This is a genomic window from Aquamicrobium soli (assembly GCF_042646345.1).
GTDB lineage: Bacteria > Pseudomonadota > Alphaproteobacteria > Rhizobiales > Rhizobiaceae > Mesorhizobium > Mesorhizobium soli_A.
Genome location: NZ_JBHRTK010000031.1, coordinates 41,614 through 66,850 on the forward strand (window position 1 = coordinate 41,614; position 25,237 = coordinate 66,850).

Annotated in this window: 22 protein-coding genes and 2 pseudogenes; 18 read left to right on the forward strand and 6 right to left on the reverse strand. The window is 61.7% G+C overall.

Translation table 11 applies throughout. The features are described from left to right. Positions 1-72 precede the first annotated feature (72 nt). The 9 genes from ACFOHJ_RS22330 to ACFOHJ_RS22370 all read left to right on the forward strand — a co-directional run bounded on the left by ACFOHJ_RS22330 (position 73) and on the right by ACFOHJ_RS22370 (position 10,729). A complete protein-coding gene (locus tag ACFOHJ_RS22330) occupies positions 73-2,028 on the forward strand; it encodes a heavy metal translocating P-type ATPase (RefSeq protein WP_378225338.1) in 1,956 nt (651 codons plus the stop codon). 85 nt (positions 2,029-2,113) lie between these two features. After that, positions 2,114-2,500, forward strand: coding sequence for a hypothetical protein (locus ACFOHJ_RS22335; protein WP_378224973.1), 387 nt, complete (start codon positions 2,114-2,116; stop codon positions 2,498-2,500). A 94-nt stretch (positions 2,501-2,594) separates the two neighbouring features. Beyond that, a complete protein-coding gene (locus ACFOHJ_RS22340; RefSeq protein ID WP_378224974.1) occupies positions 2,595-3,041 on the forward strand; it encodes a universal stress protein in 447 nt (148 codons plus the stop codon). A 39-nt stretch (positions 3,042-3,080) separates the two neighbouring features. Next, a complete protein-coding gene (locus ACFOHJ_RS22345; RefSeq protein WP_378224976.1) occupies positions 3,081-5,759 on the forward strand; it encodes a bifunctional acetate--CoA ligase family protein/GNAT family N-acetyltransferase in 2,679 nt (892 codons plus the stop codon). Positions 5,760-5,894: 135 nt separating this feature from the next. Continuing rightward, positions 5,895-6,407: a GNAT family N-acetyltransferase gene (locus ACFOHJ_RS22350; protein ID WP_378224978.1), complete on the forward strand. Its 513-nt coding sequence runs from the start codon at positions 5,895-5,897 to the stop codon at positions 6,405-6,407. Between the two features lie 472 nt (positions 6,408-6,879). Beyond that, entirely contained in the window at positions 6,880-7,488 is a 609-nt protein-coding gene (locus ACFOHJ_RS22355; protein ID WP_378224980.1) for a TetR/AcrR family transcriptional regulator, read from the forward strand. A gap of 124 nt (positions 7,489-7,612) precedes the next feature. Beyond that, positions 7,613-8,806 (forward strand): efflux RND transporter periplasmic adaptor subunit, encoded by a 1,194-nt coding sequence (locus tag ACFOHJ_RS22360; RefSeq protein ID WP_378224982.1) that lies wholly within the window; start codon positions 7,613-7,615, stop codon positions 8,804-8,806. Then, positions 8,803-10,005 carry an ABC transporter permease gene (locus ACFOHJ_RS22365; protein ID WP_378224984.1) on the forward strand — a complete coding sequence of 401 codons (1,203 nt, stop codon included), beginning with the start codon at positions 8,803-8,805 and terminating at the stop codon, positions 10,003-10,005. Before ACFOHJ_RS22360 ends, ACFOHJ_RS22365 begins: the two co-directional genes overlap by 4 nt. Before the next feature lies 1 nt (position 10,006). Beyond that, complete coding sequence (locus ACFOHJ_RS22370) at positions 10,007-10,729, forward strand: ABC transporter ATP-binding protein (RefSeq protein WP_378224986.1); 723 nt, start codon at positions 10,007-10,009, stop codon at positions 10,727-10,729. A 247-nt stretch (positions 10,730-10,976) separates the two neighbouring features. Here ACFOHJ_RS22370 and ACFOHJ_RS22375 read toward each other — a convergent pair whose 3' ends face one another. From ACFOHJ_RS22375 to ACFOHJ_RS22400, 6 genes and pseudogenes are all read right to left on the reverse strand, one after another. Next, positions 10,977-11,519, reverse strand: a complete 543-nt coding sequence (locus ACFOHJ_RS22375) for a Spy/CpxP family protein refolding chaperone (RefSeq protein ID WP_378224988.1) — start codon at positions 11,517-11,519, stop codon at positions 10,977-10,979. A gap of 210 nt (positions 11,520-11,729) precedes the next feature. Further along, positions 11,730-12,176 carry a thioredoxin domain-containing protein gene (locus ACFOHJ_RS22380; protein WP_378224990.1) on the reverse strand — a complete coding sequence of 149 codons (447 nt, stop codon included), beginning with the start codon at positions 12,174-12,176 and terminating at the stop codon, positions 11,730-11,732. A 60-nt stretch (positions 12,177-12,236) separates the two neighbouring features. Beyond that, a complete protein-coding gene (locus tag ACFOHJ_RS22385) occupies positions 12,237-13,706 on the reverse strand; it encodes a bifunctional aminoglycoside phosphotransferase/ATP-binding protein (protein ID WP_378225340.1) in 1,470 nt (489 codons plus the stop codon). A 232-nt stretch (positions 13,707-13,938) separates the two neighbouring features. Further along, positions 13,939-14,715, reverse strand: a pseudogene (locus ACFOHJ_RS22390) (ATP-binding cassette domain-containing protein); the annotation flags it as partial. Next, positions 14,712-15,781 (reverse strand): annotated as a pseudogene (locus ACFOHJ_RS22395) (HlyD family secretion protein). The pseudogenes ACFOHJ_RS22390 and ACFOHJ_RS22395, both read right to left, overlap by 4 nt. Continuing rightward, positions 15,778-15,945 (reverse strand): hypothetical protein, encoded by a 168-nt coding sequence (locus ACFOHJ_RS22400; RefSeq protein ID WP_378224992.1) that lies wholly within the window; start codon positions 15,943-15,945, stop codon positions 15,778-15,780. Before ACFOHJ_RS22400 ends, ACFOHJ_RS22395 begins: the two are co-directional and overlap by 4 nt. Positions 15,946-16,397: 452 nt before the next feature. Between ACFOHJ_RS22400 and ACFOHJ_RS22405 the strand changes: the two genes are divergently transcribed. The 9 genes from ACFOHJ_RS22405 (at position 16,398) to ACFOHJ_RS22445 (ending at position 25,221) form a co-directional block, all read left to right on the forward strand. After that, complete coding sequence (locus tag ACFOHJ_RS22405; protein WP_378224994.1) at positions 16,398-16,922, forward strand: Hsp20/alpha crystallin family protein; 525 nt, start codon at positions 16,398-16,400, stop codon at positions 16,920-16,922. Positions 16,923-17,281: 359 nt separating this feature from the next. Then, positions 17,282-18,787, forward strand: coding sequence for a PAS domain S-box protein (locus ACFOHJ_RS22410; protein WP_330998629.1), 1,506 nt, complete (start codon positions 17,282-17,284; stop codon positions 18,785-18,787). Beyond that, positions 18,783-19,394 (forward strand): response regulator FixJ, encoded by a 612-nt coding sequence (fixJ, locus tag ACFOHJ_RS22415; protein WP_378225342.1) that lies wholly within the window; start codon positions 18,783-18,785, stop codon positions 19,392-19,394. The genes ACFOHJ_RS22410 and fixJ overlap by 5 nt, the downstream gene beginning before the upstream one ends. A 117-nt stretch (positions 19,395-19,511) precedes the next feature. Continuing rightward, positions 19,512-19,853 (forward strand): hypothetical protein, encoded by a 342-nt coding sequence (locus ACFOHJ_RS22420; RefSeq protein ID WP_378224996.1) that lies wholly within the window; start codon positions 19,512-19,514, stop codon positions 19,851-19,853. A 166-nt stretch (positions 19,854-20,019) separates the two neighbouring features. Beyond that, positions 20,020-20,595, forward strand: a complete 576-nt coding sequence (locus ACFOHJ_RS22425; protein ID WP_378225343.1) for a helix-turn-helix domain-containing protein — start codon at positions 20,020-20,022, stop codon at positions 20,593-20,595. A gap of 447 nt (positions 20,596-21,042) precedes the next feature. Beyond that, positions 21,043-21,471, forward strand: a complete 429-nt coding sequence (locus ACFOHJ_RS22430) for a DUF2267 domain-containing protein (protein WP_378224998.1) — start codon at positions 21,043-21,045, stop codon at positions 21,469-21,471. A 33-nt stretch (positions 21,472-21,504) separates the two neighbouring features. Next, complete coding sequence (locus ACFOHJ_RS22435) at positions 21,505-22,191, forward strand: phosphoribosyltransferase (protein ID WP_378225000.1); 687 nt, start codon at positions 21,505-21,507, stop codon at positions 22,189-22,191. Positions 22,192-22,205: 14 nt separating this feature from the next. Further along, positions 22,206-22,652, forward strand: coding sequence for a pyridoxamine 5'-phosphate oxidase family protein (locus ACFOHJ_RS22440; RefSeq protein ID WP_378225002.1), 447 nt, complete (start codon positions 22,206-22,208; stop codon positions 22,650-22,652). A 151-nt stretch (positions 22,653-22,803) separates the two neighbouring features. Continuing rightward, on the forward strand, positions 22,804-25,221 hold the full coding sequence (locus ACFOHJ_RS22445) for a phosphoketolase family protein (RefSeq protein WP_449224170.1): 2,418 nt from the start codon (positions 22,804-22,806) through the stop codon (positions 25,219-25,221). The last annotated feature ends 16 nt before the right edge of the window (positions 25,222-25,237 follow it).

Sequence of the window (25,237 nt, forward strand, 5' to 3'; positions counted from 1 at the left end):
GTTGTCGGCAATCTGAGCCGCGACTGAAACAATCATGAGGACGACGTGAAGCGGTTGTTGTTGGATTTTCCGATGGTCTTGTCCCTGTTGACTGTTCTGGGGATGATCCTTGCCGTTGTCGGCACATGGCTTTTCGGTGGTCAGCTTGACTTCCTGAACCTACCGGGCCTGACGCTTGTCTATCTGGCCGGTGGACTGCCGACCGCATGGCGGGCATTGTCCACACTCTGGCGGGAGCATGTCCTGGACATCGATCTCCTGATGGTCGTGGCGGCGATCGCCGCCGCCATTGTCGGTGCACCTTTCGAGGGTGCCGTGCTTCTGACGCTGTTCAGCATTTCCACTACGCTGGAACATCGGGCGCTGGGGCGTGCGCGCCGCGCGATCGAGGCGCTGATGGCGCTTCGGCCGGAAACGGCGCTACGCAAGGGCACGAATGGCAAGGTCGAAGAGGTCCCGGCGGACGAACTTGCCGTCGGTGATGTGGTGGTGTTGCGCCCCGGGGCACGGGTACCGACCGACGGCTTGATCGTCAGCGGTCGCGGCGGCATCGACGAGGCCAACATTACCGGCGAATCCATGCCCGTCTCCAAGGAACCTGGCGAGCAGGTGTTCGAGGCCACCGTTAATCTGGACGGCGTGCTGGAAGTGTCGGTCACCAGGACTGTCGGCGAGAGCACCATTGCCCGCATGATCCTGCTTGTGACCGAGGCACAGGCGGCAAAAGCCCCCTCCGAGCGGTTCAGTTCCTGGTTCGGGCAGCGCTACACGGTAGTGGTGATGCTGGGAGCAGTGCTCGCGTTCGCCGCCTTCTACTGGCTGGGGCACGACTGGGAGCTGGCGCTCTACAAGGCAGCCACGCTCTTGGTCGCGGCCAGTCCCTGCGCAATCGTCATATCCGTGCCCGCTGCCATCCTGTCGGCACTGTCGGCCGCTGCGCGGGGCGGTGTCCTGTTCAAGGGAGGTGCTGCGCTGGAGACGCTCGCGGCCGTCGACACGTTCGCGTTCGACAAGACGGGGACCCTGACAACCGGCCGTGCCGCAGTGACGCAAGTGGTCGCGCTGGACGGCGACGAGGAGGGCTTCCTGTCGCTGCTCGGCGGTCTCGAAGCGCATTCGGAGCACCATATTGCCTCCGCGATCCGCAAGGAGATCGCTGCGCGCGGCCTCGACATCACGAACGTTGCGAACGTGACATCCCGTGCCGGTGCCGGCATCATCGGGTCCGACGGGTCCGGCGCCCTATGGGCCGGCAACTCCTATCTGGTCGAGGAAACGGGCGCCCGCGTCGACCATCCCGCGCTGGAGACGCTGGCAAGCGGCGCGCAAACGGTCGTCTACCTCGGCCGCGGTCCAGCCGTACTGGGCGCCGTCAGCGTGGCGGATGAACCGAGGGCCAGTTCCGGCCCGGCATTGGTCGCCCTGCGCGACAGCGGCGTGCGTCGGATCGTCATGATGACGGGCGACCGCCGCCCGGTGGCGCTGCGCATCGGCGCCGAGCTTGGACTGGGGCCGGATGAGATTCATGCCGAGATGCTGCCTCAGGACAAGGTACGCGAAGTCGGCGAACTGGCGCGGAGCGGCAAGGTCGCCTTCGTGGGCGACGGCGTCAATGATGCTGCCGCCTTGGCCCGCGCCGATGTCGGCATCGCCATGGGCGCGGCTGGTTCTGACGTCGCCCTCCAAGCCGCGGACGTAGCACTTCTGTCAGAGGACATGGAGAGGCTCGCTTATGCGCACCGACTGGCCCGTCGCACCGCCGCCATTATCCGGCAGAATCTTGTCGTTGCTATCGGCGCGATGGTCGTGCTGGTGACCGGTGGCCTGTTCTTCGATCTGCCCCTGCCGCTGGCAGTCGTGGGCCATGAGGGCGGCACCGTCCTTGTCGTGCTGAACGGTCTGCGGCTGCTATCCGACCCCATCCGCCGCGCCGCGACCGGGTCCGTAAATCTGCCGTCTGAAGGCGAATTGCCGCCTGAGCCTGTAAAACCGATCGCCCGCCATGAGGCTTCCGAGCGTATGGGATGAGCCGCCCAGTCTTTTGACATCGATCAAGGTGATGCCGGGTCAAAGGCACTATAGCGCTAGGCGAAGGATCAAATGGGTGCACTCCATGGTTAAAGTGACTGATCTTACCGCGAATTTCCGGCATGTCCGCCTGCTTCGCGCACGCGACAAGGCTCATCCGACAGGCGAGCCCAGCGAAGGCTACGATCTGCTCGTTCCGCTGGATGTGAATGGGGCGCTCCATCTCGACGACTGGAAAACCCATCGCGCCTTCTGCCGGGTCAGGCGCTTTGCGCGCGGCGGTGAGGAACGCGTGGGTCGGCTGGAGCGTACCTCCGAGGGGCAATGGTATTTCGACTATGAAGAGGGCGAGGATGACGACGAAATCGGCTTCCGGCTCGGGGAGGAACAATTCACGCCCGGCGAATATGTCTCCGTCTGGCACGACGATGTGATGCGCACCTACCAGGTCCAGCAGGTCGAAAGGCCGTGATTGATGTGCCTGCCCGCCGGCAGGCAGCCCCGAGGCGATGGTGTGCGGCGAGGATGAGCCGCGCAACTAAGATGACGGTCACGAGGAAGGCGGCATGTACAAGCACATATTGATCGCGGTCGACGGGTCGGACCTTGCCGAAAGGGGCGCTCGTCATGGATTGGCGCTGGCCAGGCAGTTCGCAGCCGAGGCCATTGTCCTGACGGTGACCGAGCCGCTGAGCCCGGTGGCCATGGAAGCGGCGATTGCCGGCGGCATGCGGGACCCGCTGGCGATGTACGACATGCAGATGGACGAGCATGTCCGCAAGATCGACGGTCCCGTATCTGCCCATGCCAGGGAACTTGGCGTGGCCATAGATCTGGTTCGCGAAACCGACGATTCCCCCGCCGATGCCATCCTGCGCGTGGCTGAGATGCGGGGTTGCGACCTCATCGTCATGGCTTCCCACGGGCGCCGCGGGCTGGACAGGCTGCTTTTGGGTAGCCAGACTGCCGATGTGCTGGCGCGCACGACCCTTCCGGTTCTGGTCGTGCGATGACCGGGACGTGCGTGGTCCCTCGGGCGCAAGGACGTTATCGTGACGATACGCAATCTCGACCACGCCGTTCATCCGAGGTCCGTCGCTGTCTTCGGAGCGTCGCCGCGCGCGGGAACGGTCGGCGGAATCCTCATCCGCAACATCGTCGAAGGCGGCTTCGGAGGGGAGGTCTGGCCGGTCAACCCGAAGCATGGCGAGATCGGCGGGCGGCGATGCTATGCCCGTGCGCAGGATCTTCCCGGGGCCCCTGACCTTGCCGTCATAGCCACGCCGCCACACACCGTTCCCGGCATAGTCGCCGATCTCGGCGCCAGGGGATGCCGCGCCGCCGTGGTCGTCACCGCCGGCCTGACCCGCGAAAGCGGCCTGCGGCAGGCGATGCTCGATGCGGCCAAGCCGCATCTCTTCCGTATCATCGGCCCCAACACGGTGGGGCTTATGCTCCCGCGGCTCAAGCTGAATGCAAGCTTTGCGCATATGGCGGCAAAGCCGGGCAACATCGCCCTGCTTTCGCAATCGGGTGCCATCGCCACGTCGCTGGTCGACTGGGCGGCGGACAACGATGTCGGCTTCTCGCATATCGTGTCACTGGGCGACATGGCCGATGTAGACGTGGCCGACTGGCTCGACCTATTGGCGGGCGACGCCGGCACGCGGGCCATCGTCATGTATCTGGAATCCGTCACCAATCCGCGCAAGTTCATGTCGGCGGCGCGGGCGGCCGCACGCATCAAGCCCGTGGTCGCGGTCAAGGCAGGCCGCCACGAGCTGGCCGCCAAGGCGGCAGCCACCCATACAGGCGCGCTCTCCGGATCGGACCGCGTGGTCGACGCAGCGCTTTCGCGCGCCGGCATATTGCGGGTCGAGGGGCTTGCCGAACTGTTCGCTTCCGCCGAGATCATGTCGCGCTTTCCCCCGCTGGAGCGTGCGCGCGTCGGCGTTGTCACCAATGGCGGCGGGGCAGGGGTACTCGCGGTCGACGAGCTTGCCGGCACCACCGCATCGCTCGCCGAACTGTCTCAGGCCACGATCGAAAGGCTAGATGCCGGCCTGCCGCCCACTTGGTCGCGGGCAAATCCGGTCGACATCATCGGCGATGCGCCGGCCGCGCGTTACCGGTCTGCCGTCGAGATCGTTGCCGCGGACCCCGGCGTGGATACCGTCATGGTGTTCAACTGTCCCACGGGGCTGGCGTCCCCGGCCGATAGCGCGACCGCCGTGGCGGCCCTGGCCAGTGACGGCCGGATCGGAGGCAAGCCGGTCCTGACTTGCTGGCTGGGAGAGCATACGGCGCGCACGGCGCGTCGCGTCCTTCAGAATGCCGGCCTTGCCAGCTTCGAGACACCGGCCGACGCGGTACGCGCCATATCCTATCTCGCCAACTGGTCGCGGGCGCAGAAGGCGCTGGCGCGCGTGCCGTCGAACCGCAGCGAGGACGTCGCCGCCGACCGCAAGATCGTGCAAGACATATTCCGCGCGGCCGCCGCCGAAGGCAGGCAGATGCTAACCGAGCCGGAGGCTAAGGCTGTGGTAGCTGCCTATGGCATTGCAGTTCCCGAAACCGTGATTGCGCGATCGCCGGCGCAGGCGAGGCAGGCCGCCGCAAGGCTGCTCGGCAAGTGGCCCGCCGTCGTCGTCAAGCTGCTTTCCAAGGTCGTTACCCACAAGTCCGACATTGGCGGCGTGGTGCTCGGTATCGAAACCGCGGAGCGGGCCGGGGAGGCCGCCAGCGCCATCGAGAGTCGGGTGCGCGCGCGTGCCCCCGATGCCGACATAGAAGGCTATGCGGTGCAGCCCATGGTGGTGCGCAAGCATGCGCACGAACTGATCCTCGGCATGAGCCGCGATCCGATCTTCGGTCCGGCGATCCTGTTTGGCGCGGGGGGCACTGCCGTCGAGGTCGTGAACGACACGGCGGTGGCGCTGCCACCGCTCGACGATGTGCTGGCTGGCGACCTGATCGAACGCACACGCATGGGGCGGCTTCTGGCCGGCTTCCGCGACAGGCCCGCCGCCGACCGCGAGGCGATCGCGGCCGCGCTCAACGGCCTGTCGCAGATGGTGGTCGACTTCCCCTGCATCGCAGCCGTGGACATCAATCCGCTGCTTGCCGATGCGGACGGCATCGTGGCGCTCGATGCGCGCATAGAGATCGACCCGGAAGCCGTCGAACAGGCTGGCCCGAACCCGGCGCTTGTGATCCGGCCTTATCCGGCGGAATGGGAAAGGGACATCGCGGTCGGAGCCGCGCAATACCGGATAAGGCCGATCAAGCCAGCCGATATCGGGCTCTATCCCGATTTTCTGGCGAAGATTGCGCCCGAGGACATAAGGCTGAGATTCCTTGCCCCACGCAAGAAGTTCCCCGACGAGATGTTGAAGCGCCTTACCCAGCTCGATTATGACCGCGATATGGCCTTCGTGGTGCTGGAAGGCAGCGGCGCGCTTGCGGGCGTGGCCCGCCTGTCGTGCGATCCGGACAGGTCGCTGGGCGAATACGCGCTGCTGGTGCGCACCGACCTGCAGGGCCAGGGCCTGGGATGGGCGCTCCTGCAGCAGGTCGTCGACTATGCGAAGGCCGAGGGGATCGGGCGCATCGAGGGCATGGTGCTGAGCGAAAACGAAGCCATGCTGCGCATGTGCAAGGAATTTGGTTTCGCGATAACGCACCAGACGGACCAGCCCGGCCTTGCGCTGGTCGCACTCGATCTCGGCTGACGCGGCCTGGCGCTACCTGACGGGGCCGGCGTCCGGCTTTCACCCCCGGTGCGGCGCCTTGATCGGTGTCAATGCGCTGCCACGGCAACGCCTTCATCCTGCCGGGCATCATCAGGACAAGGCCGGAGAAAGACCATGACCAAGGACGGTTGGAGCCGCGATCTCACCACTCGCACGGGGCTGGTGCTTCATGTCAGGCCGGCGATGCCGAAGGATGCGGTGGCTCTGGCCCGCTTCTTCACGCATGTGACGCCGCAGGACCTGCGCTTCCGCTTCCTCGGCGGAGTGAGGGAGGTGAGCCATGAGCGCATTACGGCCATGACGCAGGTCGACCATCAGCGGACCGAAAATTTCCTGGCCTTCGTAGACGGCAAGACCATCGTCGCCACCGCGATGCTGGCCTGCGACGACGCGCTGGAGAAGGGCGAAGTCGCGATCTCGGTTCATGCCGACTACAAGCACAAGGGCGTGGCCTGGGAACTTTTGCGGCACGTTGCTCGGTTCGCGGAGGCCATGGGCGTAAAGGTCCTGGAATCGCTGGAGAGTCGCGAAAGCCACGAGGCCATCGAACTGGAGCGGGAGCAGGGTTTTGTGGCCACTGCCAGTCCCGACGACCCGACCCTGATCCTCGTGCGTAAGCAGCTTTGAGGAGCGACAGCGCCGGCGGCAGCGAAATTGTCCTCCTCCAGCCGGGACAAGCCGGGATTGGCTGCGGTGCCGCGATGACGGCTGCCGGAGCCCTGATTGGCCGGCATACGCAACTTCTCCCCATCGATGACGGCGACGGTGTCGTTCGGTCGGGCCGGCCTGCGCGAGATTGATCTTCGTCAAGGAACGGGTGTCCGGCGGGGCGCAGAATGCCCCGCGCAGCAGCACCTCCACCGCCGACGGCACTCCGGAGGTCGATCGGGTGGCGACAGCTTCAGCCGGTGACAGGGTAAAAATGGGCGGCCGATCGGTCAAGCGTTTGAGAAATGTGGTGTTTTTGCGTGGCCCCGACGACACCGCCCGGGCCTCTCGTGGTTCATCGAAATTGAACGAAGGGCGGGCGCCATCACGCCCTTGCGCCGTTGTCAGTAAAGGAATAGATAGTAATTGATTACTATCTAAAGGCGACTCTATGATTTCCCGACCAGCCTACCTTCCCGCGGACGAACGGCGCGAAGTGACGGTTGAAACCGTCATCGAACTGGCCGCCGAACAAAACCCGGCGGACATCACGACCGGCGCCATCGCCAAACGAATGGGTGTGACCCAAGGCGCCCTGTTCAGGCACTTCCGCTCCAAGGATGCCATCCTCCGGGCGGTGATGGGATGGGTTTCGGAGCGCTTGCTTGCCCGTGTCGACAAGGCGATTGCTGGTTCGAACTCTCCGCTCGAAGCGTTGGAGGCTGCGTTCATGACGCATATCGACTTCATTTCGGAACATCCTGGCGTGCCACGCATGCTATTCGGGGAGTTGCAGCGAGCCGAGCAGACCGTCGCCAAGCGTATGGTGCAAACCTTGCTCCATCGCTACGGCGAACGCCTCAGTAGACTTGTTGCGGAAGGTAAGGAGCGCGGTCAACTGGTGGCCACGCTCGATGACAAGGCAGCGGTCACGTTGTTCATCGGCACGATCCAGGGCCTTGTCATGCAGTCTCTGCTTGCCGGCGATGTCAGACGTATCCGCGCAAGCGCTCCGGGAGTGCTTGCGCTTTATCGGCGTGCCATCGAGGCAACGCAATGACCCGTTCGTATTCCTCGATCGCAGTATCTTCGATGCCATTGGCCGAAGCAACGTTCGTGGCCGAAATCCCTCAGACGGCGTCCACTACAACCGGTCCATGTCATACATGTGTGGAGGCTACCCGGTGAAAGTTCCCGCTGTGTCGCGTCGCACCTTGATGCTCCTGGCTGTCTCGATCCCTATTGTCGCTACGTTCGGTTACGTGGTTCTACGTTCGGGGCCGCTGGCGCCGGTCGCCGTCATGACTGCGACCGTCGAGACCCGAACAATCTCGCCTGCGCTCTTCGGTATCGGCACAGTCGATGCTCGCTTTTTCTACAAGATCGGCCCCACCATCGCCGGCCGCATCGATCAGATTTACGGTGATGTAGGGGACAAGGTTCGGGCCGGGCAGGTCTTGGCGGAAATGGACCCGGTGGATCTCGATGAGCGCATTGCCGCTCTCGATGCCATCATTCGCCGCGCCGAGGCATCGATAAAGGCAGCCGAAGCGCAAGTAGAAGATGCTTCGGCACGCAAGAACTACGCCGTAACGCAGCAGAGACGCTACGATGCGCTACGGACGACCAATACCGTCAGTGAAGTTGCGGTCGAAACCAAACGGCAGGACAGCCAACTGGCGCTCGCCGCCCTCTCGGCAGCCCAATCGAATCTCGCTGCTGCAGAGCAGGATCTGCAACGCAATCGCGCCGACCGCAACGGACTGGTTAAGCAACGTGAAAACCTGGTTCTGCGTGCACCGGTCGATGGCGTGATTGCTGCCCGCAATGCAGAGCCCGGCACAACCATGGTCGCCGGCCAAGCGGTCATTGAAATGATCGACCCGGCGAATCTCTGGATCAATGCACGGTTCGACCAGTTGGCAGCGACTGGCCTGCGTAGGGGCCTCCAGTCCCAGATTTCGTTGCGATCTCACGGCGGGACGGCCATCCCCGGAAGGATATCGCGCTTGGAGGTGCTCGCCGACCCAGTTACGGAAGAAAATCTGGCCAAGGTGGAGTTCGAAACGCTACCCGAACCGTTACCTTCAATTGGGGAACTGGCCGAAGTGACGGTTGCGTTACCTGAGCTTCCTGCATTGCCGGTGATCTCCAATGCCGCCATTTTAATCGTCGATGGCAAAGCCGGAGTCTGGAAGGTTGAGGGAGGCAAGATTTATTTTTCCCCCGTCCAGGTCGGATCCTCGGATCTCAATGGAGATATTCAGGTGATGGAAGGCCTACGGGCCGGTGATGAGATCGTCGTTCATAGTGCTTCGCGGTTGACGAGTATGAATCGCATTCACATCACAGATAACCCCGCGGAGCTTTTCAAATGATCAGCCTTGCGGGTCGCGACATCGTTCATTCATGGGGCAAGTTTGTATTCACCGGTATCGGCCTTGGCCTGCTTATCGGCGTCACTTTCACGATGGCTGGCGTTTATCGGGGTATGGTGGATGACGGCAGGGTTCTGCTCGACAACAGCGGTGCGGACGTATGGGTTGTCCAGCAGAAAACGTTGGGTCCCTACGCGGAATCTTCGAGCATCAATGACGACATTTACCGGATGATCCTGGTGATTCCCGGCGTCGAGCGGGTAGCCAACGTCACCTATCTGACGATGCAGGTCCGAAAGGGAAACGCCGACATACGCGCAATGGTGGTCGGCATCGCGCCGGGCGATGTGGCTACGCCTGGCCGGCCACAGTTTCTTGTTGCCGGACGTCAAATTACGCGCAGCCATTATGAAGCGGTGGCGGATGTCGCCACCGGCTTTGCTCTGGGAGACATCATCGTCATCCGGCGCAACCATTACAAAGTCGTCGGTCTTACCCGGCGGGCGGTTTCGTCAAGTGGCGACCCTATGGTGTTCATCCCGCTGAAGGATGCGCAAGAAGCGCAGTTTATCAAGGACAACGACTCCATTGTCCGCCAACGCCGGCGCACTGCCGAGAATCCCGAGTTTAACCGCCCCGGAGTGCCGGGATTACTGGAGGCGGCGATCGCTTCTCAAAATACAAACCCATACGTGAATGCCGTCCTCGTGCGCATCAAACCCGGTTATGATTCCGGAAAGATTGCGGTCGAGATTGCAAGATGGAAGCGACTGACGGTCTATACGCGACCGCAGATGGAAGAAATTCTGGTCGGTAAGCTGATTGCCACTTCGGCCAAGCAAATTGGTATGTTCCTCGCCATCCTGGCCGTGGTTAGCGCTGCTATCGTTGCCTTCATCATCTATACGCTCACCATGGACAAGATCCGCGAGATCGCCGTCCTGAAACTGATCGGCACTCGCAATCGCACGATCGCGGCTATGATCCTGCAGCAGGCAATCGTGCTCGGCCTGATTGGCTTCGTTGTTGGCAAGATCACGGCCACCTTTGCGGCACCTCTGTTCCCGAAATTCGTGCTGCTTCTTTCCGTGGACACGATGATCGGGCTTGTCGCCGTGATCCTCATATGCGCGCTCGCCAGCGTCGTCGCCATTCGCGTGGCGCTCAAGGTGGATCCCGCCGAGGCGATCGGAGGCTGAGATGGGTAGCGATGGAATTCTCATCGAGAGACTCAGAAAGCGGTATGGCAGCGGCGATACCGCCGTCGACGCCCTAAAAAACGTTGATATGCGAGTCGCCCCCGGCGAGGTGGTCGGCCTCGTCGGCCCCTCGGGATCCGGCAAGAGCACGCTACTCAAAGCTCTGGGGGCGGTCATTGATCCAAGTGGTGGGCGTATGACGCTCGGCGACGAGATGATCTATGACGACGAATGGAAGATCCGCGATCTTCGAGCGTTGCGGCGCGACAAAATCGGCTTCGTCTTCCAGGCACCTTACCTCATCCCGTTTCTGGACGTGACCGATAACGTCGCGCTGCTGCCAATGCTGGCGGGGGTCCCCAACGATGACTCGCGGCGCCGGGCGCACGATCTTCTGGAGGCGCTCGACGTCGAGCATCGCGCCACCGCAATGCCCTCGCAGCTTTCCGGCGGAGAGCAGCAACGCGTGGCAATCGCGCGTGGGCTGGTCAACAGGCCGCCAGTCATCCTTGCTGACGAGCCGACAGCGCCCCTCGACAGCGTCCGTGCACTCGCTGTGATCCGCATCCTCAACGATATGGCAGCCAAATTTGGAACGGCGATCATCGTCGTCACGCATGACGAGAAGATCATCCCCACCTTTAAGCGCATCTATCACATCAGGGACGGCGTTACCCATGAAGAAGCGGGAGAGGGGCGCGGCTTTGCCCGACCATGTGATTGAGCGTTTGCTGAGTTTCGCCTAACCGGCCATCGGCGTAACGGGTAGGGCTTTGTCGCGGAGCTATTCAATACGGGGCTAGCACGCATTAACGAACGGGCCACTGATCATGCGTCGCAGGAGAAGACTGTTGTGGCCGGCTCGGGAGGTGCGACTGTGACAACCTCCGCAAGGCGCATCCATATGACCGGCACTGTTGTTTACCCGGCATCAAGAATGCCGGCATCTTCCTTGATCGACGTAGCTTTCATTAGCGCATCATGTACCGGCCCTGATTCCGGCCCATTCCCATGCCCATCAAAGGAAGAACGATATCGCTGGCGACAGTCTTTTGCTCTTCCGTGAGAACAGCGTAAAGGTCGTCGACGGCTGCCTTGACGGATTTTATCTGCGCCAGATGCGCCTCCATTCGTGTGATCTGGAACGCCAGCCGCTCGGGCAGGGGCTTGTCGAGTATCGCTCCGTCATCGAATTCCTCGGCCTGCGACCGCATCATGTCGTTGTGCGCTTTTACTGACGTTCGAACGACAGCGGCGAAAGCATCCCATGCCGCTGTTTGCTCGGACGTTATCCTTATCTCGGTTTTCATATAGGCGAGCCGCCCGTCTACGCGTTCGACCAGGCCGTCCGTACGCCACCACGATCCCATCATGCCCGAATCCCAATCGTCGCTTTCCATGTGCCCCCAACCCCAATGCGACCACCAGCCGCGATCGTCGCCAGCGGCCGGGCCGCTGATAATGGTGGCGGCCACCACGGTGGCAAGCGCTGCTCCAATCCACGATCTCGGCATCTGAACCTCCCATGATTGTTCACGCAATTCAGCACGTCCGGCTCGAGCGGGTTTTGATTGACGTCAATCCGTATTGAGACAGCGTGAAATTGATCGAGGTCAATTTCTGTAGAAGCCCCGAAAGATGGGAGCGAGCCCGGACAGTCGTTGGATACGCCCAGGGCCGAGGCAAGGCAGGTGCGCTTTCGACGACATGAGTGCCTGCTGCTCTTAAACGGGTGCAGCGGGCAACCATTCTTGGACCCAGCGAACTATCTGCCCAGCGGACATCGCCCCGGAGGTCCTTGCGATCTCTTTGCCGCGATGAAAGAGAATCATCGTCGGAATGCCCCCGATGCCAAGTTGCGCCGATACAGTCTGCTCCTCGTCGGAGTTGAGCTTCATCAGGAGCACGGTCGGTTCCAGTTCCCTCGCGGCTGCCCCGTAGGCCGGTGCCATGGCACGGCAGGGACCGCACCAGGGGGCCCACACATCTACCAGCAAAGGCACGGTTGTACGTGCCACATGCCGTTCAAATATCGTGCCACTTACATTCTCGGGCGACGCTGCGAACAGCTTACTGCTGCACCTGCCGCATTTTGCGTCCAGTGGCGAACGCGCTTCGGGTACGCGATTGGTGCTGCCGCAACGGCAGCAAACGATCATGATGTCGCTCATGATGGTGCTCCCTTTTGGAAACGGTGCAAACCGCTTGATGTAGGCTCACACCCAGGGCTACTATTGAAACGACCAGCCGCACAGTGTCATGATGTCGGAAATGATCGCGTCCAGCGGCCGTACAGCGTCGAGGCGTTGCCAGGAGATGTCCCCCACGTCCTTTTCCAACTGGTGCGACAGAATCTCGACGGTCGCATCAGAAGGGCCGCCGCGTCGCTGGTCGACACGATGCCACAACACGTCGGGAGCGACGTCCAGCCAGACGCCGAGGAAAGGCGCCTGACGGTCCCCGGCTGCTCGTTCGAGACGCATACGATCCAGCTGTCGCTCAAACACCGCGTCCGCCACGACCGACCCGCCTTCAGCGAGGATAAAGCTCGACCGTAGTGCCATATCCCGATAGACCCGCTCGGAGACCTCCGGCCTATAGGCCTTCTCGGGCAAACGTGTTTCGGGCGGCACGCCGTGCATCGCCTTGCGGATGCGATCGCTCTCGATGATCCGCGCACCTGGCGCTGCCCCTACATGGGCGGCGAGTGCCTCCGCTACGGTCGTCTTTCCTGAACCGCTCAGTCCACCGATGGCGATCAGCTGAGCAGGGCGCTCGTTCAGAAGGTTCGCAGCAAGATCGAAATAGGCACGTGCCTCCGCCCTAAGATTGCCGGACGAGTCGCCGTCTTCTTCCACCTGGGTCCCGGTGACATGCGCGCGGACTGCTGCCCTGATCGCCATAAGGAAAGATAAAAGCGCGAAGCCGTCCTCGTTGTCGGTCTCGTCGAGGTAACGGTTTGCCACGAGATTTGCCAATTCCGGGAAGCCGCGATGCCACAGGTCCATGAGCAGGAACGCCAGATCGTAAAGAACGTCTACCGTTGCGATGCCGTCGTTGAACTCGATGCAGTCGAACAGGCAGGGCTCGTCACCGAGCAGGCAGATGTTGCGCAAATGAAGGTCGCCGTGACAGCGCCGCACCTTACCGGCCAACTGGCGCTGGTTTAACACGTTGCCATGGCGCACCAGCGCTTTTCGGAACGCGGCATCAAGCGCCCAGACTTCCGTGTCGCTGAATAGATGGCTGGTGGCGAAGCCGGCCTTATTTATATCCAGCACACCCTTAAGATTCGCCGCACCTGATCCCGTATCCACCACCGGCACCTGGCGATGGAAACGTGCGATCATAAGCGCTGTCCGCGTCATCAGGTCGGGTGTGAGCGCGCCGGCTTCTGCCATGTGGTCCAAAAGGGCGGACTGCTCGAAGCGCAGCATCTCCACGACTGCGTCGACTAGCTCTCCGTCGCCATCCAATGCGAGCCTGCCGTCGGCCTCGCGTGTGATGCACCTGACGCCCAAATAGAGGTCCGGGGCCGTCATAGAATTAAGCTCGACCTCCTTACGACATGCGGCGAGACGACGTTCAGGTGTCGAGAAGTTGACATATGGCAGCTTGACCGCACGCTTCATCTTGAAGACACGGTCACCCGCCAGAAAAATCCGGGAGATATGCGTCTCGATTGTTTCGACGGCGGCCATGGTCCCGAAGGTGGCCGTCTCGGAGAGAAAGGCGATTGTGGCTGTCTGGTCGAACTGGCTCAAAGACGCCTCCTGAAATTTCCTGCGGACCTTATCATCGTGTGGACGGCGTGTGGCCCGCATGCCCGTTGGCGGAATAATCCGCTACCTTGATTTCGAGATTTGCTCACCTCCCAATTATGTTCGGGATAATCAGTTCAACTATGAATGATCAGCTGGTCACGTGCATAGAGTATCCTTCGCGTTTTGCGGCTGGCAGCAGGGCAATGAAGGCTGCGTCGAGTTCGACAGTCCCGGTGCGTTCCAGCAGTTCGGCCGGGGTGCCGGAAGCGAGCACCCGCCCGCCGTCCATGGCCACGAGCCAGTCGAAGCGGCCGGCCTCCTCCATATAGGCGGTGGCCACGACAACGCTCATGCCATCGCGGCAGCTCCTTATCCGCTCGATCAATTGCCAGAACTGCCGACGAGAGAGTGGATCGATGCCGGTGGTCGGCTCGTCGAGGATCAGGAGGTCAGGGTCATGGATGAGCGCGCAGCAAAGTCCGAGTTTCTGCTTCATGCCCCCTGAAAGGTTGGCGACCGGCCGGCTGGCGAACGGGTCGAGCCCGGTGCTTTCCAGAAGCTCCCGGATGCGGCACTCGCGTTCACCTGTTTCGTGTCCGAAGAGGCGGCCGAAGAAGTCGACATTGTCGAACACGGAAAGCGTCGGATAGAGGTTGCGCCCGAGCCCCTGGGGCATATAGGCGATGCGCGGGTAGGCAGCCCGCCGGTGCGCGGCATTGGCCATGTCGCCGCCGAGGACTTCGACGTGGCCGACCTGGATCGTCCGGGCGCCTGCGATCAGCGAAAGCAGGCTGGACTTGCCGACACCGTCGGGACCGATCAGCCCGACCATGCAGCCGGACGGGATGTCGAGGGTGATCGCGTCGAGAGCGCGGGTCTTTCCATAGGAAAGGCTGACGCCTTCCAGTCGTGCCACCTGGGCCGCTGCCGCTGCACCATGGTTCATTGCAGCAAAGTTCCCTGCAAAGCTGCAGGCCATTCGGCACCAGGATCGATCCGGACATAGGCGACGCCGGGAAGGCCGGTCTTCACCTGTTGGATGTATTTTCGCAGCAGCTCGGGCGAAATCTGCGCCTTGATGCGGAACATCAGCTTCTGGCGTTCCTCCTCGGTCTCGACCGTCTTCGGCGTGAACTGCGCGACATCGGCGACGAACGTCGCTTTCGCAGGGATGACGTATTGGGGCGCGGCGTCGAGGACGAGCCGGACTTCGGCGCCGATCGCCACGCGTCCGGCCTGCCCGGTCGGCAGGAAGAACGTCATGTAGACATCACCCAGATCGACGAGGTTCAGCACCCTGCCACCGCTGCCCAACACTTCGCCCGGCTCGGCCACCCGGTATTGCACGCGTCCGTCACGTGGCGAGCGGAGTGTCGCGTCGTCTATTTCGGCGTCGATGCTTTCGATTGCTGCTTGCGCCGAATCTACCGCCGCCTGCGCATCCACCACTTCGGCTTTGGCGGCGTTGATGGCCGCTTCGGTGGCAGCCAGTTGCGCTTCGGCCGCTGCGACCGCCGCTGCCGCGCTGCGTTCGGTCGCCCGATCGTTGTCGAGCACCTGTTGAGAGATCGTGTTGCTGGCCGCTAGCTGCTCGGAGCGCTTGAGCGTCCGCTCGGCGGCGTCGAGTTCGGCCTCGCGTTGCGCGACCACGGCCGCAGCGGCAGTCCTTTCCGCTTCCCGCTGGACGATCAGCGTGTTGGCGGTATCGCCGCCGATGCCGGCGCGCCGAAGCTGGCCTCTGCCTGTCGACGCTGGGCTTCGAGCTGTGTCGTTTCCATGCGGGCAAGCACGTCCCCCGTCTTCACGAAGTCACCTTCGCCGACAAGAATTTCCTTGATTCGCCCCGGCGACTTCGCTGAGACGTCGATCTCGACCGCCTCGATGCGGCCGTTGCCGCTCGCCAGTCCTTCCGGCAACGCGCCGTTGTGGGATTTCTGCCAGGCATAGTATCCGCCGGCGGCGAGCACTGCCAATACGCCGACCGTGAGCCAGATACGCCGACCTGTCGTCATTTCCACGCTCCGTTGTGGCCGCGTGGCGACTGGTCAGATTGCCTGATGACGGGAAGGGCGCCATCGGCGCTGCCGAGACGAAGCGGAAGGTCGATCTCGTGATCAAACCAACCACGCACGTCGAAGGGATTGATCTGTCGAGGGCCCATGGCGACACCGCCCATCGCGCAACTCCGCTGCCTGCAATGTGTCGCCATCAAAACCGGAGCCGTGCGCGGCGACCTTGATCAGCGTCAATCGGCAGCAGCATGCGACGAATATGCGTCGACGACGCGCGCCGGGAAGGATCAAGGGCGTTCTCGGCTGTTCACTTCTTTTTGTTGAACAGAACCACATGCAACGAAAAGCGCATGACGGGCACGCTTTGATCCGCGTCAATGAGGGACCTGACGAGATATCGTTTGCTGAAATCCTTGCTGGATCGAGTTGGACCAGCCAAAGCGAGGCAAACGCGGCGTTTGCAAGCGCCATCGACCAAGCGCCGGCTGGATCGACGAGGACATCTCGCAAGCGGATCCACCGCCCTTGGACTCTGGCGCCTCCAGGGAGACCCCGAAGGTGAAAGAGTAGAGGCGGCGGTATCCGTCCGAATCCGCTCACTCGAAAGGAGACCCCAATGGCCGAGATAGCCACGAAACTACCCGTCAAGAAATCCGCCGCGCCCGCGAAATCCGAAGATTGGGCGCCATTCGAGAGTCTGCGCCGCGAGGTGGATCGGCTGTTCGACGATTTCCGTCCGTTCGACTGGCGTCTGCCTTCGAAGGTTCTGGGTTTCGAGGTCCCGCGCATTTCCCGTGCCGAATGGCAGGTCACGCCGGCAATGGATCTCGTCGAAAAGGATGACGTCTATGAAATCACGGCGGAGTTGCCGGGCCTGAGCGAGAAGAACGTCGAAATCAAGCTTTCCAACCATGCCCTGACGATCAAAGGTGAGAAGAGCGAGGAAAAGGAAGACAAGCGGAAGGACTACTACCTGTCCGAGCGTCGCTACGGGTCCTTCCAGCGCAGCTTTCAGTTGCCCGAGGGCGTCGACGCCGACAAGATCGATGCACATTTCGCCCACGGCGTGCTGAGCGTGAAACTGCCCAAGACCGCCGAGGCGAAGAAGGGCGAGAAGACAATTGCGGTCAAGGCGGCTTGACCGTTCATACGATCACCGGCGTGCCGATGACAGCACGCCGGTGATATCGTGTCAGCCATTCCGCGGGTCCTTGCGCTCGCTCAAAGAGCGCACCAACCCGATATGGAACAAAGGCGCCAAGTCGCGCCACCACCGGAAAGGCAGGACAGGAGCAGGCGAAAGATCGAAGAAGCGATATCAAACCTGTGCCTGCCGGACGTCGGTTCCTTCATGAAACATATGGTAGTTTCCTTCCTTTCTCTCCCACGCGCGCGCATGTATCTTTGGTCGAATTCACACGTCTCGGCGGCGGCTCTGCCACGACAAATCTCGACCTTGTGATAACCTTCTTTCGAGGCGATGTGGCGAGGAGCGTTCCGGTGCCTGCCAGAGATATTCCAGGGCTGCAAGGCCGTTTCCTGCAAGCGGTCTTCTCTTCCCGTTTTGAGGGTAATGTCGGCTATTTTCTTGCCGCGAGCGCCGTGGCTGCAATGTTTGTTGTCCGATTGGCTCTGCAAGGCGTCCTGGGCAGTGCCGTGACCTTCATTTTCTTCGTTCCTGCAATCCTTTTGGCAGCGATCGCAGGTGGTATCGGTCCGGGGCTTTTTGCTCTCGTCCTCTCCCTTCTTGGTGCGCTTTACCTTGCGGGTGCCGATGCCTCGTCCTGGGTGCAAAGTTCGGTCTTTGCCGTGGTCGGGCTTGCCATCGCCTGGATGGGGGAAATGCTCCATCATGCGCGTCGCGCCCTCGACAAGACGGAAGAAACGCTCAGGGCTCAACAGGATCATTTGCGCTCGATCTTGGATACGGTGCCCGACGCAACCGTGGTGATAGACGAACAAGGGCTTATCACTTCCTTCAGCGCGGCCGCCGTCCGACAATTCGACTACACGGAAGCCGAGGTGCTCGGCCGCAACGTGAACATCCTGATGCCCGAACCTTATGGCAGCGAGCATGACGGCTATATTCAGCGATATATCGCTACCGGCGAAAAGCGGATCATTGGAATCGACCGCGTCGTGGTTGGCCGTAGGAAGGACGGGTCCACCTTTCCCATGAAACTGGCCGTCGGCGAGATGAGATCGGCTACCGGCCGGTTCTTCACCGGGTTCATCAGGGATCTCACCGAGCGCGAGGAATCCGCGGCACGCCTACAGGAGGTCCAGAACGAACTCGCCAGGCTCGCCCGTCTCAACGAGCTTGGCGAAATGGCTTCGACATTGGCGCACGAATTGAACCAGCCGCTGGCAGCAATCGCAAATTACGCGCAGGGCTGCGTCCGCTTCCTCAATACTCTGGATGACGCCGCCGCCAACCGCATCCGCGACGCTCTTGAGGAGACTGCAAAACAATCGTTGCGGGCGGGCGGGATAATCCGGCACCTGAGGGAATTCGTCACGCGCGGCGAGGCGGACGTTACGCGCGAAACGATGCGCAAGCTGATCGAAGAAGCCGGCGCTCTTGCCCTCGTCGGATCGCGCGAGCAGGGGATCCGCTCGGTATTCGACTTTGCGCCGAAGGGCGCGGATGTCCTGGTCGACCGCGTCCAGATCCAGCAGGTGCTGATCAATCTCATGCGCAATGCGATGGAGGCCATGCGCGAAAGCGAGAACCGCGAACTGGTCGTGCAGACGACCATCGAAGACGGCTATGTCGTGGTCGAGGTGGCGGATACAGGCCCAGGTATCTCCGAGGAGGTGGCGACGCGCCTGTTCCAGCCTTTCGTCACGAGCAAAGCAAGCGGCATGGGGATCGGGCTTTCCATATCCAGACGGATTATCGAAGCGCATGGCGGCGATATCTCGGCCAGTCGAAACGACAGCGGCGGGGCGACGTTCAGGTTCACGCTCCCTCTGGCGGGAAAGGAAGTGTCGGATGCAAATTGACAACTACGTTGTTCACATCATCGACGACGAGGAGCCTGTCCGTAAATCGCTGGCCTTTCTTCTGACGATGGCGGGCTTTACGGTCCGGGTGCACGATTCCGCAAGCAGCTTCCTTGCGTCGGCAAAGACCGTCGGCAAGGCTTGCCTCATCACCGATCTGAGAATGCCGGATATGAGCGGTGTGGAACTGCTGGAGAAACTGAAGGAGACTGGAACCTCGATTCCCGCCGTCGTCATCACAGGCCATGGGGATGTTCCGATGGCGGTTGCGGCAATGAAGGCGGGTGCCGTCGATTTCATCGAGAAGCCTTTCGAGGACGAAACGCTGGTCGAGGCGATCAAGCGAGCCGCAAGCCAGTTGGAAGAAAGTCCGGCAGCCATGGTGGATACGGCAACGCTGGGTGTAAGGCTCGACAGCCTTTCGGAACGCGAGCGCCAAGTGTTGTCCGCCGTCGTGGCGGGCCTGCCCAACAAGACCATCGGCTTCGATCTCGGCATCAGCCCTCGCACGGTCGAGGTCCATCGCGCCAATATCATGTCGAAGATGCAGGCAAGGAACCTTCCGGAACTGGTCCGCATGAGCATCGCCATGGGCCTCTCGGCGTAATTTCGCTCTCGGAGGCCTGGCGGGGCACATCGTTTGATCCACCGCAATGCGCTGATCGCAGGCGGCATGATCCAGTAGGCATGATCTGCGCTGGATCCGATCGGTGGGTGCGGAAGGATGGCTCAGGTAATCGTCGTAACCCCGGACGTGGCTTTCAGGCACTCGCTCACTTTCATTCTTGAAAGCGGCGGCGTCGCAGTACTAGCCTACGACACCCTCGGTTCCGCGTTCAGATCGCCGCAAGTTAAGCATGTCGGTTGCGCGGTTGTCGACGACGAAGCCATCCATGACTGGCAATATGCGCAGGAGCTGTTCACGAGCTTCAGACACCCCGTTATTCTGCTGATCGACCAATACCGCTCGCCGCAGGAAGTGCCGTATGCGAGATGCCTAGCAAAACCGTTCCTCGGTGAACCGCTCCTGCAGGCTGTCCAAGATGCGATCGCCGACGAATCCTGACCCCGCTACGTAGAATCCCGTACGGATACAACCGAATTTCGATCCGTCGGGATTGGGGGGATTGTTTCGCCATCGCTATCGAGGGAGACAATCCATGACGAACTTTGAGCAGTCGCGCTATGCCCGCCAGCTTGGCGGTATCCTTCTCGACCGCGACGAACCCAGCATGCCGTTGGGGAGCGGCCGACCCGCCACATTCTTCCCGGCCGGTTCGGAAATTTATGCCCAGGGCGATTTGTGCGCGAGCCTTTACCAGGTGGAGTTCGGTGCCGTTCGCATCTACCGTCTTCTGTCGGACGGACGGCGCCAGATATCGGCATTTCACCTTGCAGGCGAAATGTTCGGTTTCGAAGCAGACAAGAACCATCACTTCTTCGCCGAGGCAATCTGCAGTACCGGCATTCGCATTCTCAGCCCTTCGGCTTCCCATGTCGTAGCCGAACTCCTGCCCATGGCGCTTCAAAGCCTCGTGCGGGCCCAGGAGCAGCTTCTGGTGCTGGGTCGCCAGAATGCCGTGGAGCGCGTCGCGGCTTTCTTCCTTGAGATGTCCGAACGTCAGGGCGGCCTGCGTCAGGTCGAGCTTCCGATGTCACGATTGGATATCGCCGACTATCTCGGCCTGACGATCGAAACCGTGTCTCGGGTCTTTTCGAAGCTGAAAAGCAAGGGGGTCATCCGGTTGCCAAGCCTGCGGAACGTGGAGATCGTCAAGTTGCAGACGCTCCAGGATATGGCTGCATGAGCACCCGTCATCAGCAAGCGCGGACAGGCTCTACCGGATTTCCGGGAATCCTCGGGGAAATGCATGTGGTACCCAATAGCGACCGCACCCTTTAATCTCGATCTCGAATTGGCGGTTCAGGACCGGGACGGTACCCATGCGCTGGTGTTTCCCTGTCAACGTGTCCTGACTGGATGGGTCGCGTCAAAGACCCACGAACGGCTTGATGTATCACCGACACATTGGCGGACCTGGAAGGATACCGCCTTGGAGATTGAGGTGAACTAGCAGCAGGTCACGACGCGGATCAAGGGCGCGTGGCTATCTTAAGCCGGCACGAGAAAATTCGGGCTTTTGATCCGGGTCAACGCGACACCTCGTTAAAGTTGATCTCCTCTATTTACCTGCCGCTACCTCGGCCGGGACAGCCGGGCGAGCGGCAAACCAAGCCCACGGAGGACCGCAGCCGTGACGACGACAGCAATCTCGAACTTTTCGCAGTCAGCGCAACAGGCGCAACATTGGGTCAATGAAGTCGCCGGCGAATTGGATTGGGATGTCCCGCGCGCCTATCGACTGCTGAAGGCGGTCTTGCACGCGCTCAGGGACTGGCTGCCACAGGAAGAGATGAGCGATCTGGCAGCGCAATTGCCTACGCTGATCCGTGGCGTCTTTTTCGAAGGATGGTATCCCCTTAACGGCATTGGTCACGACCGCCGCAAGAGCGATTTCATCGTTGCGGTGAGGAGGGAGTTCGGCTTCGAGGAGGAGATCGATTTCGATCGCGCCATCGGGGCTGTCTTTCATCTTCTCGACAGCCATATCTCGGCCGGAGAGGTCGACCAGATTCGTAACTCCATGAGAAAGGCGCTTCGGCAGCTTTGGCCGGCGGACTGAGCCATGTTTTGCGATCGGCGGGAGGCAGGACGAATGCTCGCGAAGGAACTCGCCGGGCTGTCGCTTCCTGCACCAGTTATTCTCGCTCTTCCTCGTGGCGGCGTACCCGTAGCTGTCGAGATCGCTGCCAAGCTGAACGCGCCCCTCGACGTGGTGATCGTCTGCAAGGTCGGCGCTCCAGGCAATCCCGAACTTGCAGTCGCCGCGATCGTCGATGGTAATCCGCCGGACGTCGTCCTCAACCGTGAAATCGTGGAAGCCTATAATCTCGACGATGCGGCGCTGGCGACGCTAATCAAAGACGAGCGACCGGAACTCGAGCGCCGCCGGACCCTTTATAGGGGCAGCCGATCACTGCTTTCGATCGCCGGAAAAACCGTAATACTGGTCGATGACGGCGCGGCCACCGGCACCACGATGAAAGTAGCCATACGCGCGCTAAAGCGAAGATCGCCGATGGCGATCGTGGTGGCGCTGCCGATTGCCCCGCCGGAGACCGTGGCCGAACTCAGCCAGGAGGCGGATCGTGTCGTCTGCCTGGCGCAACCGCCGCGTTTTCGCGCTCTCAGCTACTACTACCGCAATTTTGAACAACTCGACGACGCAGATGTCCTCGCAGCATTGAGCCGCGGCCAAGGGGGCCGCGACGCCGCGACGGGCAAGCGCCGAAAAGCGGCTATGGGAAATCCAAATACGGCAGAAGCGGAAAAGAAGCCGTAGGAAAGGAGTTGGTTATGTTGGTCAGGACTATGACGACGCTCGAATGCGCGAAGCTATTGGACAGCAACCGGCTGTGCCACATCGCTTGCGCCAAGGACGATCAACCCTACGTCGTGCCTGCCTATTTCGTCCATGCCGAGAACCACCTCTTCATGTTCTCGATGTTGGGCAAGAAGATCGAATTCATGCGGGCGAATCCGCGCGTGTCTGTGCTTGTCGAAGAACACGGCAAACATCGGGAGTGGAAGAGCGTCATTGTCGACGGCCGATACAAAGAACTGCCCGACGAGATAGGCCACAAGCGCGACAGGGACCACGCCTGGTCGATATTGAGCAAGTACAACGACTGGTGGGAACCGGGCGCTTTGAAGCCGCTCCTGCCGCCGGTCTCGAACGAAATGTCGCACGTGTTTTTCCGTGTCTCGATCGACCAGATTTCGGGGCGCGAGGCAAGGGAATAGCCGGGCGCGCGCGCATGAGATTACGGCATTCGTCAAGAACGGACCGGGGTCGGCTGACCCACCGCGGTCGCCGCATACCGGCCACATATTCGTTGTGGGCCGTCAGGGTGGCGCGGCTGACTGGACGTTCTAGTTTATCTGTCTCTGCTCCGTGGCGGGACAATCGAGGAGAAGGATCGTGACAGATACCGACAGCCGCAAGGAAATCGACCTCATCGACCGCTACTGGCGGGCGGCGAACTATCTCTCGGTCGGACAGATCTACCTTCTCGACAATCCGTTGCTGAAGGAGCCGCTTCGGCCGGATCACATCAAGCCGCGCCTGCTTGGCCACTGGGGCACCACGCCGGGCCTCAATTTCATCTACGCGCATCTCAACCGCGCCATCCGCGCCCGCGACCTCGACATGATCTATATTTGCGGCCCCGGTCATGGCGGACCGGGCATGGTCGCCAACACCTATCTCGAAGGGACCTACAGCGAGGTCTATCCGGACGTCTCCTGCGACGAGCAGGGCATGCGCAAGCTGTTTCGACAGTTCTCGTTTCCCGGCGGAATTCCCAGCCATGCCGCACCCGAGACGCCCGGATCGATCCATGAAGGGGGAGAACTCGGCTATGCGCTTGCCCATGCCTATGGCGCCGCGTTCGACAATCCCGACCTGATCGTCGCTTGCGTGATCGGCGATGGCGAGGCCGAGACCGGAGCGCTGGCGGCCTCCTGGCATTCGAACAAGTTCCTCAACCCGGTCCATGACGGCGCCGTCCTGCCGATCCTGCACCTGAACGGATACAAGATCGCCAATCCCACCGTGCTTGGCCGGATCGAAGGTGGCGAACTACGCAGCCTGCTGGAAGGCTATGGCTACAAACCGTTCTTCGTCGAGGGACACGAACCGCAAGACATGCACCGGAAGATGGCGGCGACATTGGATGCGGCCCTCGGCCGGATTGCAGAAATCCAGCATGCGGCACGACGATCCGGCAAGGTCACGCAGCGGCCGCGCTGGCCTGTGATAGTGCTGAGAAGCCCGAAGGGATGGACCGGGCCGAAGGAGGTCGACGGAAAGAAAGTCGAAGGGTTCTGGCGCGCCCACCAGGTCCCCATCACCGATCCTCGCGACAATCCCGGCCACCTGAAGCTGCTGGAAGACTGGATGCGAAGCTACCGCCCGGAGGAGCTTTTCGATGAGAGAGGCGCCCTGCGAGGCGAGCTTCGCTCGCTTCCTCCTGCCGGCGCCCGGCGGATGGGCGCCAACCCGCATGCCAATGGCGGGTTGCTCAAGTGTGAACTACGATTGCCGGACTTCCACGACTTTGCCGTCACTGTCCCACAGCCCGGCGGCGTAGTGGCCGAGGCGACCCGGGTGATGGGGTCGTTTCTCAGGGAGGTCGTGCGCCTGAACGCCGATGCGCGCAATTTCAGGATCATGGGACCGGACGAAACGGCGTCGAACCGGCTGGACGCCGTGTTCGACGTGACCGAGCGGGTCTGGATGGAGAAGATCGAACCCTATGACGTGCTCCTTGCCAAAGACGGCCGCGTCATGGAGGTGCTGAGCGAGCACCTGTGCCAGGGCTGGCTCGAAGGCTACCTGCTGACCGGCCGCCACGGCCTGTTCTCCTGCTACGAGGCTTTCATCCACATCGTCGATTCCATGTTCAACCAGCACGCCAAATGGCTGAAAGTGTCGCGCAGGCTGCCATGGCGACGGTCGATCGCATCGCTTAACTACCTGCTGACGTCGCATGTGTGGAGGCAGGACCATAACGGCTTCAGCCATCAGGATCCCGGCTTCGTCGACCTGGTCGCCAATAAGAAGGCCGACATCGTGCGTATCTATCTGCCGCCGGACGCCAACACGCTCCTGTGGGTCACCGATCATTGCCTGCGGACCTATGACCGCATCAATGTCATTGTCGCCGGAAAGCAGCCCGCGCCGCAATGGCTTGCCGTGGAGGATGCCGCCGCGCACTGCAAGGCAGGCGTGGGCGTCTGGGAATGGGCAGGCACCGAGAAGGGCGACGCCGAGCCGGACGTCGTCATGGCATGCGCCGGCGACGTGCCGACGCTGGAGACGCTGGCCGCCGTGGACTTTCTCAGGCAAGCCGTTCCAGACCTTGCCATCCGCGTCGTCAACGTCATGGACCTGATGACGCTGCGACCGAAGGAACGGCACCCGCACGGCCTCGCGGACGCCGAGTTCGACAGGCTGTTCACAAAGGACCGCCCCGTCATCTTCGCCTACCATGGCTATCCCTATCTCATCCATCGCCTGACCTACAAACGGACGAACCACGACAACATCCATGTGCGCGGCTTCAACGAGGAGGGGACGACGACCACGCCGTTCGACATGGCGGTGCTCAACGAACTGGACCGCTTCCATCTCGCGATGGAAGCCATAGACAGGGTGCCGGGGCTGAGCGCGAAGGCGTCGGCGGCCAGACAGGAACTTGCCGACAAGCTCGCCCAGCATACACGCTATGTCAGGGAGTATGGCGAGGACATGCCGGAAATCCGGAACTGGCACTGGCCGTACAGGACGGCCCCGCACGCAGGCCGTTGAACCGGCAAGGATTACT

Bases quoted from the DNA above. Each gene is read 5' to 3' on its own strand.
- ACFOHJ_RS22330 (WP_378225338.1), top strand. From the start codon at position 73: ATGGTCTTGTCCCTGTTGACTGTTCTGGGGATGATCCTTGCCGTTGTC.
- ACFOHJ_RS22335 (WP_378224973.1), top strand. From the start codon at position 2,114: ATGGTTAAAGTGACTGATCTTACCGCGAATTTCCGGCATGTCCGCCTG.
- ACFOHJ_RS22340 (WP_378224974.1), top strand. From the start codon at position 2,595: ATGTACAAGCACATATTGATCGCGGTCGACGGGTCGGACCTTGCCGAA.
- ACFOHJ_RS22350 (WP_378224978.1), top strand. From the start codon at position 5,895: ATGACCAAGGACGGTTGGAGCCGCGATCTCACCACTCGCACGGGGCTG.
- ACFOHJ_RS22355 (WP_378224980.1), top strand. From the start codon at position 6,880: ATGATTTCCCGACCAGCCTACCTTCCCGCGGACGAACGGCGCGAAGTG.
- ACFOHJ_RS22365 (WP_378224984.1), top strand. From the start codon at position 8,803: ATGATCAGCCTTGCGGGTCGCGACATCGTTCATTCATGGGGCAAGTTT.
- ACFOHJ_RS22370 (WP_378224986.1), top strand. From the start codon at position 10,007: ATGGGTAGCGATGGAATTCTCATCGAGAGACTCAGAAAGCGGTATGGC.
- ACFOHJ_RS22375 (WP_378224988.1), bottom strand. From the start codon at position 11,519: ATGCCGAGATCGTGGATTGGAGCAGCGCTTGCCACCGTGGTGGCCGCC.
- ACFOHJ_RS22380 (WP_378224990.1), bottom strand. From the start codon at position 12,176: ATGAGCGACATCATGATCGTTTGCTGCCGTTGCGGCAGCACCAATCGC.
- ACFOHJ_RS22385 (WP_378225340.1), bottom strand. From the start codon at position 13,706: ATGGCCGCCGTCGAAACAATCGAGACGCATATCTCCCGGATTTTTCTG.
- ACFOHJ_RS22400 (WP_378224992.1), bottom strand. From the start codon at position 15,945: ATGGGCGGTGTCGCCATGGGCCCTCGACAGATCAATCCCTTCGACGTG.
- ACFOHJ_RS22405 (WP_378224994.1), top strand. From the start codon at position 16,398: ATGGCCGAGATAGCCACGAAACTACCCGTCAAGAAATCCGCCGCGCCC.
- ACFOHJ_RS22420 (WP_378224996.1), top strand. From the start codon at position 19,512: ATGGCTCAGGTAATCGTCGTAACCCCGGACGTGGCTTTCAGGCACTCG.
- ACFOHJ_RS22425 (WP_378225343.1), top strand. From the start codon at position 20,020: ATGCCGTTGGGGAGCGGCCGACCCGCCACATTCTTCCCGGCCGGTTCG.
- ACFOHJ_RS22435 (WP_378225000.1), top strand. From the start codon at position 21,505: ATGCTCGCGAAGGAACTCGCCGGGCTGTCGCTTCCTGCACCAGTTATT.
- ACFOHJ_RS22440 (WP_378225002.1), top strand. From the start codon at position 22,206: ATGTTGGTCAGGACTATGACGACGCTCGAATGCGCGAAGCTATTGGAC.